The organism is Natrinema soli (genome assembly GCF_028618695.1).
The window spans coordinates 1-14,871 of the sequence record NZ_JAQIVI010000211.1; the positions used below are offsets into that span (position 1 = coordinate 1).

Annotated in this window: 8 protein-coding genes and 1 pseudogene; 4 read left to right on the top strand and 5 right to left on the bottom strand. The window is 59.0% G+C overall.

Annotation, left to right across the window (positions count from 1 at the left end):
* Window positions 1-771: 771 nt before the first annotated feature.
* Window positions 772-2,357, top strand: a pseudogene (locus tag PGX04_RS13915) (PQQ-dependent sugar dehydrogenase); the annotation flags it as partial.
* A gap of 252 nt (window positions 2,358-2,609) precedes the next feature.
* Here PGX04_RS13915 and PGX04_RS13920 read toward each other — a convergent pair.
* The 4 genes from PGX04_RS13920 to PGX04_RS13935 form a co-directional block, all read right to left on the bottom strand.
* A complete protein-coding gene (locus tag PGX04_RS13920; RefSeq protein WP_273739065.1) occupies window positions 2,610-4,145 on the bottom strand; it encodes a hypothetical protein in 1,536 nt (511 codons plus the stop codon).
* A 141-nt stretch (window positions 4,146-4,286) separates the two neighbouring features.
* On the bottom strand, window positions 4,287-5,486 hold the full coding sequence (locus PGX04_RS13925) for a cupredoxin domain-containing protein (RefSeq protein WP_273739066.1): 1,200 nt from the start codon (window positions 5,484-5,486) through the stop codon (window positions 4,287-4,289).
* Between the two features lie 11 nt (window positions 5,487-5,497).
* Entirely contained in the window at window positions 5,498-7,219 is a 1,722-nt protein-coding gene (locus PGX04_RS13930) for an outer membrane protein assembly factor BamB family protein (RefSeq protein ID WP_273739067.1), read from the bottom strand.
* A gap of 3 nt (window positions 7,220-7,222) precedes the next feature.
* Entirely contained in the window at window positions 7,223-8,176 is a 954-nt protein-coding gene (locus PGX04_RS13935; RefSeq protein WP_273739068.1) for a hypothetical protein, read from the bottom strand.
* 385 nt (window positions 8,177-8,561) lie between these two features.
* Between PGX04_RS13935 and PGX04_RS13940 the strand changes: the two genes are divergently transcribed.
* On the top strand, window positions 8,562-9,119 hold the full coding sequence (locus tag PGX04_RS13940; RefSeq protein ID WP_273739069.1) for an OsmC family protein: 558 nt from the start codon (window positions 8,562-8,564) through the stop codon (window positions 9,117-9,119).
* Between the two features lie 1,388 nt (window positions 9,120-10,507).
* Window positions 10,508-10,939: a response regulator gene (locus tag PGX04_RS13945; protein WP_273739070.1), complete on the top strand. Its 432-nt coding sequence runs from the start codon at window positions 10,508-10,510 to the stop codon at window positions 10,937-10,939.
* Window positions 10,940-11,251: 312 nt separating this feature from the next.
* On the opposite strand, the gene PGX04_RS13950 is transcribed toward PGX04_RS13945, so the two are convergent.
* Window positions 11,252-11,878: a hypothetical protein gene (locus PGX04_RS13950; RefSeq protein WP_273739071.1), complete on the bottom strand. Its 627-nt coding sequence runs from the start codon at window positions 11,876-11,878 to the stop codon at window positions 11,252-11,254.
* A gap of 359 nt (window positions 11,879-12,237) precedes the next feature.
* On the opposite strand from PGX04_RS13950, the gene PGX04_RS13955 reads away from it, so the two are divergent.
* Window positions 12,238-13,581 carry a glycoside hydrolase family 68 protein gene (locus PGX04_RS13955; protein ID WP_377042732.1) on the top strand — a complete coding sequence of 448 codons (1,344 nt, stop codon included), beginning with the start codon at window positions 12,238-12,240 and terminating at the stop codon, window positions 13,579-13,581.
* The last annotated feature ends 1,290 nt before the right edge of the window (window positions 13,582-14,871 follow it).

A 14,871-nucleotide genomic window follows, 5' to 3' on the forward strand; every position in this document is an offset into this window, starting at 1 on the left:
TGGTCGGTCGCGAGCGACGCGGAGGGAGGGAAGGCGAGCGGGGCGTGCCGTCTCGTTCACACCAGTTGAGGGATAGATACAGCATCCCCACCTTCAGCTCAGCCTGGTGGGCTTCGAAAGGGCGAGGACGTCTCGGCCGTCTCCCGCCGACGTAAGCACCGCAACGACCGAGCACAGCGAGGGAGTGAGGCGCGCAGCGAGGCGTGGGATGCCGAGCGGCCGAGGGCTTTCGGCGGGAGTGTACTCCTCTCCCCTCTCTTCTCGAGCCATCTCCTCGACGACATCGTCTCCCTCATAACCATTGTTCTGACTCCACCCCTCCGTCACGATCTTCTCCCCTCTTCTCCTCGAGCGTCACCTTCACGTCAACCCACTCTGCCCTACGCGATCCGAGCAATTCACACGTCTATCCCCACTCCTGCAACATCATCTTCGTCTCTCCCCCAACGTACCAATGTACTACCCTGCTAGGGTGTTATAGAACAAGTCGCATGACGTTCTTTTCACCGAATCTGGAGCGAACTATCCGTTCACTACACTTGCGAACTGAGCAACAGAGGTCAACCGAGTCGTATACAGCAAAATCCGGGAACGTATTCGGTACAGATCCCTGCTCAACAACACGTACACGTGCAGAACGCTCTGATCCGGTAGCATCGTATGAGCCATCGGCAAACGCGTTTCTATTATCCAGATGACGAATGAGTTGCTGATCCTCCGTTAATCATCCATCAAAACACCGTGCACAGCCATCGCCTTCCCCGACGCGACGATCACCCGACCGGGCTCGAGACCGTCGCGGAGGAACTGACGGCACCGGTCGACTTCCATGTCGCCGACGAGGAGACCGACCGACGGTTCGTCGTCGACCAGACCGGCCAGATCTACGTCCACGGAGAGGACGGCCTCGAGGACGAACCGTTCCTCAACATCTCGGACCGGATGGTCGACCTGATGGAGGAATTCGACTAGCGCGGCCTGCTGGGACTCGCGTTCCACCCCGACTTCGACGAGAACGGCAGGTTATTCGTGCGCTACAGCGCACCCCCGCGGGAAGAGACGCCCGAGGAGTGGGACCACACCTTCGTCCTCTCGGAGTTCGAGACCGAGGGCAACGACAACGAGTCGGCCAATCCCGACTCTGAGCAGGTGCTCCTGGAGATCGACGAGCCGCAGCTCAACCACAACTCCGGCATGGTCGCGTTCGGTCCGGACGGCTACCTCTACGTCACCACGGGTGACGGCGGCGGTGCGAATGACAACGATGAGGGCCACATCGAGGACTGGTACGACGAGAATGGGGGCGGCAACGGTCAGGATACGACTGAGAACCTCCTCGGTGCCGTTCTTCGGATCGATATCGACGAAGGAACCGGCAAGGGGGAGGACGACGAGACCGAGGGCGACGACGCCGGCGACGAGACCGCCGACCGGGCGTACGGTATTCCCGAAGTCAATCCCTTCGCTGAGGAAGGGGAGTTCGATTCCGACGAGGGACTTCCGGAGCAGTATGCCTGGGGGCTGCGCAACCCCTGGGGGAGCATGGAGTTCCACGGCGATCGGATGCTGCTGGTCGATGTCGGACAGAACCTGTTCGAGGAAGTCAACGCGATCGAGAAGGGCGGCAACTACGGCTGGAACGTCAAGGAAGGCACTCACTGTTTCAACACCGAATCGCCCGAGGAGGTGCTCGAGGACGAGGACTGCCCCGACGAGACGCCCGACGACGTTCGCGGCGGCGAGGAACTGATCGACCCGGTCATCGAGTACCCACAGGAGTACGAGGGCGAACCCATCGGTGCCTCGATCATCGGCGGCCACGTCTACGACAGCGATGCCGTCTCGGGCCTCGAGGAAACGTACGTCTTCGGCGACTGGACCGGCCCACTGTTCCTCGCACGGCCGCCCGAAGGGTGGCTCGAGGACGGTGGAATGGACGACGAAAGCGATGGGGACGACGTTGGAACCGATAACGAGACCGCCGACACGAACGGGAACGAAACCGACGCCGGCGGCGACGGAGATATGGACTCCAGCGGCGACGGCGAGGACGACCTCTGGCCGATGGAGCGGTAGGTCGTCGAGGCGGACGATCTCGCCGCGGAAGGCGCGCTTGATTGGAACATCCTCGCGTTCGGCCAGGATTCCGACGGCGAGGTCTACGTACTTACTACCGAGAATACCGGCCCCACCGGCGAAACCGGCCGGTTCATCGGATCGTCGAGGCGGATGGCGACGGTAGTGACGGTGATGCCGGTTCCGAGGGAGAGGATGAAGAAGCCGAGGAAGCAGAGGAAGAGGGGACCGGTAATGAGACCGATGACGACTTAGGCGGCAACGAGACCGACGGCGAATAGACGGTAACGAAACCGATGACGGGGACGATGCGTTCCTGTAGGCTGGGTCACGGATCCGGGTTTAGCACCCGCCCTCCTCGAGGTTCTTTCTTCGCGAAAACGGAACCGCCAAAGAGCGATCTGTCGCGCTGCCAGACAGCGAAGAGACGGTGACGATCGGGTTAATCCGCTCGCGGACTCCAGTGAGCAGTCTGCCGGCGGCGGTTCGATCGCTGTTCGATAACCGAACCCCCCAAGCGCTCGGGGGATCGGTTACGGCGACCACCGGAGAATCGCCGACTCCTCCGGCTGTTCGGGAGCGAAGTTACAGATGAACAGGTCGTTACACTGGCCGGGGACCGTTCCGAACGCCACGTCCGAGCAGAAGACGAGACCGTCGTCGGCCGTCGCAACCGGCTCGGATTCCCCGTCGTCGGAGACTCGGATCACCGAGCTCTGGAGGATGGCGGCGACGTAGAGGTCGCCGTCGAGGGGGTGGTATGCGAGTCCGTCCGCGCCGTGCACCTCCGGCCCCTCCACGAACGTCTCGCCCTCTCCCGCGCTTCCGTCGTCTTCGACGGGAACGCGCAGGATCCGGCCGGCCGCCTCGCCGTCGATCTCATCGTCGGTGACCGCGAGGAACACGTCGTCGTCCGGCGTGATGGTGAGCCCGTTGACGCCGAACATCTCGGTGGAGAGGCGGTCGTCCTCGAACCAGACCGACGCCGCGTTCTCGGGATCGTCCGCGTCGAGCGGGACCTCGTAGACCACTCCGCCGAAGGATTCCGTGACCAGGAACCGATCGCGCACCCGATCGTACGCGATCCCGTTCGGAACGACCTCGTCCTCGATGCCGAGGATGGCGAACAGTTCCGCGTCGGCGGTCTCGTCCAGTTCGTCGTCGTCGGTCTCCGCATCCTCCGCGTCGTCGTCCACCTCCGCTTCCTCGTCTTCCTCGGCTTCGTCGTCTTCCGCTTCGTCTCCGTTCGCCGCCTCGTCGTCCGTCTCGCGCGCCGGCTCGCCGGCCTCGTCGAGCACCCACCAGACGTCGCCGATGCCCTGTCCGTTCGCGTCGCCGGCTTCCTCGTCCTGGGCGAAGTAGTAAAGGGGCCAGCCGTTCGCGGCAACCTGCGTCTCCCCGTCCTCGCGCTCGAATGTCGTCAGTTCGGCCGAAATGTCGTCGCCGGCGGCCGGCTCCTCCTCGGTGGTCAGCGGCGGCCAGTTCTCCTCGCAGTCGTCGTAACACGCGCTCTCCTCTGCGTCCTGTTCGTCCTCGTCGAACATGTAGAGGGTCATTCCCTCCGAGTCGACGAGGATCTCGCCGAACTCGTCGTGGGAACTCGTCGCGACGGTAGCGTCAGCTTCGTCCTCGCCGTCGGTCTCGCCCCCGTCGTCGGATTCCGCTCCCGCCGCGTCACGGGGTACTCGCCAGACGCCCGTTTCCTCTCCGGATTGCACCGCGGCGTAGGCCGTCCCGTCGGGGACGACCTCGACGCCCAGCGTATCGCCGGGAAGCTCGCCGACCAGTTCGGCGTTGTCGAGGGACAGTCCCGTCTCCTGGGTCTGCGTCGCAGTGATCCGGCGGACCTCGCCGGCGGTGATGCTGAAGTACACCGAGCCGTCGGGGTCCACCGCGAGGTTCTCGGCTGTCGGCTCGCCCGAGATGTCGACGATAGTCTTGATGTCGGTCGAGAGGGCATCCCCCTGGGCCGCGACCGCCGTACCCGCCCCGACCACGACGCCCGTGGCCGCGGCTGCTTTCATGAACGTCCGCCTGAGCGTACCGTTCCGGTCTTTTTGATCTATCATTGTTACATTGTGTTCGTTCGTGTCGTGAGTTCGCTCGATTGCTGTGTCAGTAGCGTTTGATGCGCCTGTCGTGATCCGTTATCCGACGTTTTTGCTGGCCTGGCTGGTTCCATCTGCGTACAAAAGAGATGTTTTATCGCCCTATTCCTCGTCCGACAGCTCGATTCCTTCTCGAAGCTGATGCAGGTACACGTCGCCCATGACGATGGGCGGCTCCTGGGTGGGGTGGATATCCTCCCCGCCGTTCTCCGCTTCCTCGCCGTCGTCCGCTCCGTCTTCGCCGTTCTCCGCCGCATCTTCCTCGCCGTTCCCCTCATCGCCCGCTTGCACCTCGCCTGGATCTCCCTCTTCGGCTTCCTCTTCCGCTTCTTCGTCAGCCGTCCCTTCGTCGTCCCCGCCGTTCTCCGCTTCGTCTCCGTCGTCCACTCCGTCTTCGCCGTTCTCCGCCGCATCTTCCTCGCTTTCGATCTCGATATCGCCGACCATCGTATCCTCGTGGGGGTTACAGACGTACTGCGCCATCTCGCTGGTGGCCTCAAATTCGAGCGTCTGCGTCTCGCCCTCTTCGGCCATGACGTCGGTCGAGTAGTCGTCGACGACCTCGTCGCCCTCGTCTCGGATTTCGATATTGTGTCCCGCTCCGTCGGCGTTTTCCCACGTAATTTGGTAGGTTTCCCCTTCGACGAAGACGAGGGTCGGGTTGGTCTGGCCGCTGATCACGTTGGGTTCGACGCCGGTCCACCCTTCGATCCGTCCCTCGAGGAGGATCTCGTCGGCCTCTTGGAATCCTTCCGCTGCGGGTCGGGGCTCCGGATACCGTCCGTCCTCTTCGCCGGCGCTCTCGATGAAGGAGAGCGTCTCGTCGCCGGTGGTATCTTGGTGGGCCCACACCTGATAGAGCCGCTCTCCTTCTAGGGGTTCCTCAAATTCGATCACGATGTCATCGTGAGTGCCCGCTTCGAGGAACCCGGAGGCGCCTTGAACCTGAACTGCGAGGACCTGCCCCAGATCGGGCATGGTCTCGAGCGGCAATTCGTCGTGAGCGGCCACGGGATCCACGAGGGAGACGAAACCACCATCGGGAAGCGTAACCGATTCGACCTCGACGGAGGACCCATCGGTAACCTGGGTGTCGACAACGACCTCGGCGAATTCCGCCTCCGCGCCGCCGTTGCCTTCCTCTTCGTCGGCTGCCTCGTCCCCATCTTCGTCGGTTTCCCCTTCGTCATCTCCGACAGCTCGCCCGCCCAGCGCGGCGAGTCCCGCGCCCGCCGCGGTCGATCTGAGGACGGTTCGCCGGAGTACCTTCAATTCCGTGTCGTCGGCTCGTTGATCGTGCATAATCATGATTGTCACACCTCGACTGAGTACGCGGTTACGACGCCGGATTGCTGGGTCGAGACGAAGACGAACACCTTCTCCTCGTAGGGATCGTGCCAGGCGACGGGTGACCCGTCGACCTCGCCGTCCTCGCCGCCGGGCTGGTCGGCCCACAGCCGTTCGCCGGTTTCCGTGTCGTAGGCGAGGAAGTCCCCGCCGCGGGTTCCGGCGAACGACACGCCGGACGCGGTCGACAGCGTTCCGCCTCGGGCCACGTCGTCGTGCCAGTCCTGCCACTTGACCTCGCCGCTGACGGGATCAATGCCAGCGACGACGCCGTGGAATCCGTTCCATTCCTCGAGGTACTCGGTCGTCTCAAGTTCGGCGATACCAGAGAAGCCCTCACCTGGCGGCTCGTACCACGTGTCTTCCCAGGTCCACCGCCACGGCTCGTTGTGTCCGGTGACGACCATCGTTCGGCTCTCCTGGTGGTAGGAACTGGGCTGGGGGTTCGTTCCGCCGCCCAACCAAGGCATGATCCACGGCATCTTGTTTAGATCCTCCTTTCCCGGGATCGTCCACATGTTGTGGTGCTGGACGTACTCCTCGCTGCGCTGGACCAGCTGGCCGGTCTCGACGTCGACTGTGTGTACCCAGCCTGACTTGGGCGCCCAGGAGGCGAGTCGCCGCTCCTCGCCGTCGACCTCGGCGGTGTAGACTAACGCGGGGCTGGGCGAGTCATAGTCCCAGTAGTCGTGCGGCGCGTCCTGGTGGTGCCACCGGTACTCGCCGTCCTCCGTGCTCACCGCGACCTTCCCGCCGGAGTAGGGGTTCCATCCTGGTCGGACGGTACCGTACCATGGCGCCGCGTTCGCCGATGGAATAATGACCTGATCGTTCTCGACGTCGACGCATCCGGAGGCCCAGGCGGTGGCGCCGCCGTGCTTCCAAGAGTCGCCGACCCACTCCTCCTCGGGGCACATGTTGATCCGCCACTGCGGCTCGCCTTCGACCGAGATCGCGTCGAAGAAGCCGCTGACGCCGTACTCACCGCCGAAACTTCCCTTCATGATCTTCCCGTCGTAGATCAGCGGCGGGAACGACGAGGTGGTCCCGCGCGAGCGCTCCCACATGAGTTCCTCGTGCATGAGGTCGTCGGCGGGTTCGTTCCGGTACGCGGCGGCGCCGTTGTAGTACCACACGTCCTCGCCCGTGTACCGATCTACGGCCATCACGCCGAGATCGAGGGTGCTCTTTATCACCCAGTCGCAGAACACCGCCACGCCGCGCTCGGCGGGTGCGGTGTCGGGACTCGCCCCGACGGTCGGCTCATAGATGTGCGACCAGAGGTTCTCGCCGGTTCGTGCGTTCAGGGCGTGGAGTTCGTCAGGCCCGAACGTGAGGTACATGATCGGGGGATCGCCCTGGACGATTATCGGCGAGTTCTGGTACGCTGTCCTCGGCGGGTCCCCATGCTCGAACTCCCACTCAACCTCGAGGTCCCCGACGTTCTCCGGATTCAACTCGTCACCTGGATACCGGCGTTGGCTGTCATAGGCGCCGCCCATGATCAGCCAGTTATCGGTTCGCTCGCCCGTCTCGTGGAGGTGTTCCTCCGTGATCTCCCCTTCCGTGATCTGATCGGTGTCAAACTGTTCGATATTCGACTCGCCGGGTTTCTCTTGGTACGGGCCCTCTCGGATTACCTCAACGTCCTCCAAGTGATCCATTCCGTTTTGTATCATTCGGTTCATTGTTCACACCTCCTTGTGGGCTTCGTCCAGCGGTTTTCGCATCTCGTCGTCGATCCAGGCAATGTCCTCGGCGAGGAACTCCTGGCCGGTGATCATGATTGCGGCACTCACGGTGATCAACGTCGTCAGGTCCTCGTCGCCAACCGTCCCCTCAGCAAGGCGTCTGACAGCGTCGCCCATGAGATAGGCGCCAGCGAGCATCGACTTGACGTCCCAGACGCCGCGATCGATCATCTCGTCGGTCACGAGCACCTCGTGTTGCCAGATCCACCAGTCGAGTCCATCGATCCATAGCAGCGCCCCCTCCATCGCGCGGTGGTGCAGCGGCGCGACGGTCTCGTAGGCGACGCCTTCGTCGTAATCGTCCTCGGCTTCAACCGGCGGGTAGTTGAGCGTCGGCTGCCACCACGACAGCTGCTCGCGAGCGGTGACGATGTTTGTCACGAGCGCGAATTGCTCATCACCGGGGATCCCGAGTTCGGACAGCGTCCCGGGGATCGAGTCCATTCGGAGCAACTGTCTCGTGGTCGTGTGGATATGTTCGGGTGTGAACGCCGGGAGGTTTTCCTCGGCGCTCTCGAAGAACCCCGTCTCCACCAGGTGATCGTTGATCCGCCAGGCCGCCGGCGTCAGGTTCTGGTACGGCGTCTCACCGTACTCCGGAACGCCGAGATTGTGGAGTTCGGGAATCCGCTTGAACTCGTCTTTCAGCTCCGACAACTCCGTGGCGAGCAACACTGCGTCGATCGGTTCGGAGAGTCCCTCTTTCACTTCCCGGCCCATCGCCGCTAATTCATCCGTCGCCTCGTCTTCGACTTCCGACCGAAGGTCGGCGAGGGCGGGCCCGGAAACTGTCACGGGCGTCGAGATCCCTAGCGCCTCCTGAAGGCGACGGCGATTCGCTTCGTTTACAACCCCGTAACTGTATTTTCCCTGTGAATCGGTACCGTATGCCATGGTACGTAATAACAGACCATGCAGAGTGTATTAGTAATTTCCATCTAGCTACTATGTGTAATATATTGGTTCAGTGAACGACTAGCATATTTATTTATGTCTTATGGTTCAGGTAGTTACTGCCTTCCTCGAGTAGCGAACGCGAGATGAGCGCCGTTCGAACGGCGCACTGCCGAACGCCGGCCGTAACTGCCGAAAGGGATCCGTTAGCCGAAACCGACGAAAAGGCTGTTTCGCAGTCCCTACCTTCGTTCTCACCGAAGCGATCAGCCGTGACACCGTGATCCTCAAGTTATCGTCACTCCGTTCCGGATGCCCGTGCCGCGACATATAGCTCGTTCTAGCGGTCCACAGGATTATGCGGTATTACGTGCCATTTTTAGGCATGGTCACCGACACGGGAATCCTCACTGCCGACCAGCGCGAAAATCTCCAGGGGGAACCCCGACACAACGAGACGGAACGACGGTACGTGAGAGAGCAAGTGCGAAACGCCATCGCCCGGGACGGCCTGGTCCTGTGGGAGAACCTGCAGCCCGACGATAGACGGTGGGTTTTCCGATCGACGGATCACGGATCGGTCGACAGATCGGAAGACGCCGACGAGGATCGGAAGGAGGACCGCCGAGAGGCCCTCCCCGTCGACTCCGGAGCGGCCGCCCTCCTCGCGTTCCTCTACCTCGGTCTGGAGGAGCGAAGCACCGACCGGCGAACAGAGGGCTTCGAAGCCGCCCTCGGAAACGCGATGGAGCGGGTAGCGAGACGAAACGGCTGGACACTGGACGAGTTCGAGTTCACCGTCGAGTTTGACCGGGATCGGGACTTCAAGCAACTGCGACGGCGATTCGACGAGGGCACGGCGACGATCGAAGAGGCAACCAAGCTACTGCGCCACGACGTCATTACAAACGCGGAGTACGCCGGATACGCCCAGACGCGGTAGGAGACTGTCCCGATACGTCGAGGAGGGGAAGTCCTACCGAAAGGCCGCTCACACGTGCGCGCTGGTGGCTGGTGAGTGTGGGGCAAGAACTGATCAGAGTACTCTACTGATCTGATAGGTTTTATTAATACAATCAGATAGGCCACGCAAAGAGCGGGTGATTGGGGGTTGTGATACCACGAGTTCGGATACTGTGAGACCATGGTCTGAGATAATCGAAACCACTCCCGAATTATAGGACCCACTTGAGCGCGACTCGTATATGGGTTTATTGTGACACAGTACCATGGCATATATGCAGAGGGCACGTCGACATTGTCTGTTCAACCCCCTGCAGGGGGATTTAAGCTACCTCGGTCACCACCTCCCGACGTAGCTTTTCAGTGCTATCGACGACTCGAGGAACCCTGTTCTGCCTAGATCTGACTCGTTAGAGTGTAGCTTTATTACCTATGGAGACAATGAATGGTGATACGGCAGGGGACTCATCGCACTGAATGGCATGTACGACCGACGCGTTGTCTGCCCCCTGCCGTCATCCCACCCCACCTGCCCTTTCGATACGATCGATCCCGCTCGAGGAACCCAGTTCTCCCTGCTTGCACCCTGCCTTGAGGAGGGAGAACAGGGTTGTAGATGCGTCTATCCAGCCAAATACGGGAAAAGAGTAGACGTCTAAAGAAGACCTTTCTTCTGAAGGTGCGCTTCGGCACAGTCCGTGCAGATCCCGACGTGTGTCCTCTGGCAGAACAGCTGGTCAAGTCGTCGAAGACGAGCAATCCTACCGAGAGGCTCCGTTAACGACAAGACTCCGCTGATGGGTGTGGGGCAAGGCTGACCAGCGTCTCACGTTCTAACGGTCTCAAACGCATCTTGTACAGCATCGTCACGCGCTTCGGACTCGATATACCACCGACGGCGTTCGTCGTCTTGGGAAATGTTCGAGGAGTGACCGCTTACCCAACGATCGGGGGTGTCATCGGCAGCTGTTGGTTAACTAGGACCGTCCCAAGCGTGGACTGCCTAGAACATCTCCTTTCTAAAACTCGTGTCACGTTCGATTTTCTAAGAAGATCTACTAGTCAAAGTGGACTTGAGACGGTACTAGTGGCTCGTCAACCGTGGATCGATGAACAGAGAACCCATAGTTCAAACTGACATGATTTGAAGATTTCTCTGAGGGCGTGCTAGAGACAAAGCGCGAATGTCGCACGAGATCTGGCTCGATTTGCGACGAGAGTGATCGGTAAGTACAGGTAAAGTAGTTATTGGAGCGGCTATTGATCTATCAGTTCATGATACCAAAGTAATTAGCGAGTAGTTTTAACAGAGAAAGGGAAGAACGCTCAGATAGTTCCGATTTATGAAACGGAGATCCCTTGATTCACATGACTGAAAACAAGACTAACCCTGACATTTTACTTGTAGAGGATAACCCCGGGGATGTTCGATTAACTCAGGAAGCCTTTCGGGAGGCCGAGTTTGACGTGAGAATGCATATTGCCACAGATGGCATTAAGGCAATAGATTTTTTGAGGAGCGATGAATCACCGTGTCTTGATTTTGTGTTGCTGGATTTAAATCTGCCACGCAAAGACGGACTTGACGTATTAGAGGAGATTAAGGGGGATCCTGAAATGGAGCAGCTCCCGGTGCTTGTGCTGACCAGTTCGACGGCCAGAGAGGATGTTATTTCGAGTTATGAGCAACATGCGAACGCGTACTTAACGAAGCCAGACAGTCCTGAGACGTTTGTTGATTTAGTCCAAGCTGTTGAGAAGTTTTGGATTGGGAGGGCTCGATTGCCGTCCTGCTCTTAAGTGGTTTAGAGCAAGACTGCCACTTGAGAGAACTCTCGATGGTAAGTACGCCCACCTACATACCAGCTAATTCACTGGAGTATGGGATGAAATCAACCTTTGAGAAGAACCTATGACATCTTGCACTGGGGGAAAGCCCGGCAGCACAGCGAGCACGAAGAGAGCGAGCGAGCAGTCCGGAGCTTGGAGGTGGGCAGATGATCGTGGGAGGGCGGTGCTGTGCGGTGCGGTCCGCCCGTCGTCCCGCTCTCCATACTCATCAACCTCATCTCGCCACTCTCGTCCTCCCACTCACTCAAACTGCACTGCCCCCTATTTTCTGTACGGCTTCCGGATCCAGGACTTCATCGAACTGCCCCATGCTCGCAGCTGTACTCGGATCGCTCGGCGCAGATCCTGCCGTAGCACCGCCACTTCAGAGTAGTACGATCGCGCACTCCTCGGCAATTCGTGGAACCGTTTCTGGCACTCGAGACACGTGTACTCGAACTCTGCCCGGACTTTGTTCTGGTGCCCCTCGAGCTCACCCGCTTTGCTGTAGTGGAACTCCTCGTACACGAGCTTCTTCGAGACGAACTCGCGACCGTCACACCGCGGGCACTGCGTCATCATCAGCGGCTCGTCCGATCCCTGCCTCGAGACAGTACCCGAACTCATTGATGCAACCCTGACCTGCTCACCCTCACTATCCTCGGCTGTACTCCCGGCTTCGTCCACTGTGGTCTCAGCTTGGTCTGCCTCCGGTTCGTCTTCCTCGCTTGGCGCTGCTCCTTCTCGAACCCAGTCGTCGAATTCCTCGCTCAGGATCTGGTCGTCGTCCCCTGCCTCTTCCGTCTGGTGTTGGTCAGTCCAGCTCATATCCCGACTCGCCCCTCTCAGGTGGGCGAACAACACCGCCTCGCGATCGTCCAATCCCACGTCTTCTCCACTGCTCTTCACTCACCACCGCCTCGAGTCCAATCTCACCGTCGACATCCTCGCCCACGGCCACATCCCTCCCCTCGAGGAGAGCAACCCACCCTCCGTCACCACCCTTCCAGGTCCGCTCTATCCTTCTGCTGTGCTGTAGGAGAGCGAAGTTCTCCTGAACGTCGCCGTCCTCCTGTTTTCCCGCGATTCTTCTAAATCCGCCGCGTAACTCCCGCTGAGGAGGTTTGCGAGCATCTTGCCCAAGAAACTCAACGACTGCTCACTGCTCAAGCTGATTCAGCTAGACAGTACCGATAATGAAATACCCTCCATGTAGCATAGACAAGATAGAAATATTTTAGTACAATGTGAGTAAATACTCGTCCAAGATGGTAGATAGGAGTAGTAATATTAAGTTGAATAGACGTGGCGTGCTCAAAGCAACCGGCGCAATTGGCGCGGCCGGCCTCGGACTGGCGGTCGGAACTGGATCTGGGGCCGCACGTAAAACGGGCGAGGCCAGCGCATGGACGCGTGAACATGCGAATAACATTGAACTCACAGATGATCTGACTGCGCCAGTGATCAACGAAAACTCCGACGTGATTTCAGACGACTACTGGATCTGGGATACCTGGCCACTTCGATATCGCGACGGTTCAATCGCAAAGATCAACGGCTGGCAAGTCGTCTTCTCTCTGACGGCGCCGAAGAACCTCGTACCCGGTGCTCGTCACAACGAGGCAACAATTCGATACTTCTATTCCCGAAACGGCCATGACTGGCAGGAGGGCGGTACGGCCTTGGACGACCCACTCGGTCATCACCAGTGGGCCGGGTCCGCGATGTATGACCGCAGCGAGGACCAGATCTATCACTTCTACACACCGACCAGCGCAGAACCAGAGTTCCGCCAGCGGCTTGCGCTTGCGAAGGGCGCAACGCTAGAGACAGGCCCGCATGGCGTTGAGTTGGTTGGAGAGCAAGAACACATCCTCATCGGTAAGGCTGACGGGGAACTCTACCAGACCTTAGAGCAGTCCCGAGACCAAGGTATCGTTTATGCATTCCGTGACCCTTGGTACTTCCAGCACCCTGAAACGGGAGAGGACATGGTCGTGTTTGAAGGCAACACGCCCACAGAAGGCGAGAACCCGGACGACCCACAGAGCTATAATGGGAACGTTGGCGTGGCACGAGCGACGAACGACGAACTCACCGAGTGGGAGCTGCTCCCACCGAACCTCGAAGCCATTGAAGTCAATCAGCAACTTGAGCGCCCTCACTACGTCTTCCAGAACGGCAAGTGGTACCTGTTCGTGCTGAGTCACGAGTTTACCTTTGCCCCCGGCCTCTGGGGTCCTGACGCGCTGTATGGGTTCGTGAGCGACTCACTCTACGGTGACTACGAGCCGCTCAACGGCAGCGGACTGGTCATTGCTAACCCCGAAGAGGCCTCTTTCCAGGGCTATTCATGGCTGGCGATGCCCCAGGGGAACGACGTACTCGTCGAAAGCTTCGAGAACTTCCGTGGTCTCGATGATACTTCTCGAGGTGAAATTGGTCTCGACGAAGTCGGATACCTCCCTCCCGAAGAGCAAAAGGAACTATTTGGTGGTACGCTTGCCCCGAGTTTAAAGCTGCAACTCAATGGGACAGAAACGCGAGTCGTAAACGAACTCAACGACGGACACTTCCTGCCTTCGGGTGGATCGAACGGAAGAGGGCAATAAGAGAACCCAATTGTTCGGCTCTGGTGAATTGCTAGACGCCGGCGACTTTCAACTCTATATCAGGTGGCTCGATGCGCTACCCTTGGATGATTCTGGCTTCAATTTCCACCGAATCTCTGCTGGCGAAACAATTAGACTCATTCGCAGTGCCACTATGTAGCCCCAACCCAACGCCCTATGGCGATTCACCACAGCCCTCTATCCTATCCTCGAGTGCTCTTCCAAACTCCCGTCACGGCCTGACTCCTAGCTTGTACGTTCCTCCCACTCTCAGCTCTCCTCAGCTTCATCTCCAGTCCCCTGATCCAATCCTCTACCCCACTCCCCTCCACTCCGATCACCACACTCCACCCTGTTCTCCACCTTCACTCGTTCTCCAGACCTCCCTCTCTGTTCTCCCTCTCGCCTCGAGCACCATCCTCTCTCTACTTCTCCCACCCCTCTTCTTTCTCTATTGGTCCCTCACATTCTGCTCTCTTCTCAACTTTCTCTCACATCTATTACCTTGTCTCACACCCCGTCCCCTCCCACCTCTCTACCGCTCTCCCACTGATCGTGTTCTAAAATGCTTCTCACTCCTCTCTCATTCCCCTTCCGACTACTCCCTTGTTACTGCCCCTGCCTTCCACCCGTTCTACACCCAACTCAATCCCTCCATTCTCGAGTCCGCACACTCCTCCAGACCGCACCTCCAGTTTCTGATACATACACCTCCCCTTGCCCTCTGAACCCTCCACGTCTCACTACCCGTCGCGCACACCTCTCTTTCTGCACAAACCCCCATTCCTTTGGACGAAAAATCGTCATTCACGGCCGGTCTTACGGCCTTACATCTATTTAAAATCCCGTCGAGAATATCTAAGGGCTTTATTGTGTGCGCGACGAGTTCGGGTTTCGGGGCTGAAATCAAGAACGTGCGCGACGGAAGGGTGAAACCGCCGATATTGGGATGATCGGCGTATTATGTTGAATAAAAGTAATAATCAGGCAGTCAATTTTGGAGAAGAGTTCCGTACGTAAAATCCGTCAATTAGGGTTTTCAGCAGTTTCAGCCCTCAGATCGTGCGCGACGGGATGTGTCTATCTTATATGTGGTTAGAATTGATACATATAATGTTACGCATAGATATCGGGGAAGTGGCACAGAATCCTGATTTTAAATCCGTCATAGAATGGTGGAATAATTCCCATGTAGATGGAGTTTTTCTTCAAAAAATGTTTGTTCTAAGAGTGTGAGAAAAAGTCGTCAGTCTGCTCGAGTTGGTCGTACATTTTGTCGGGGAATGGGAG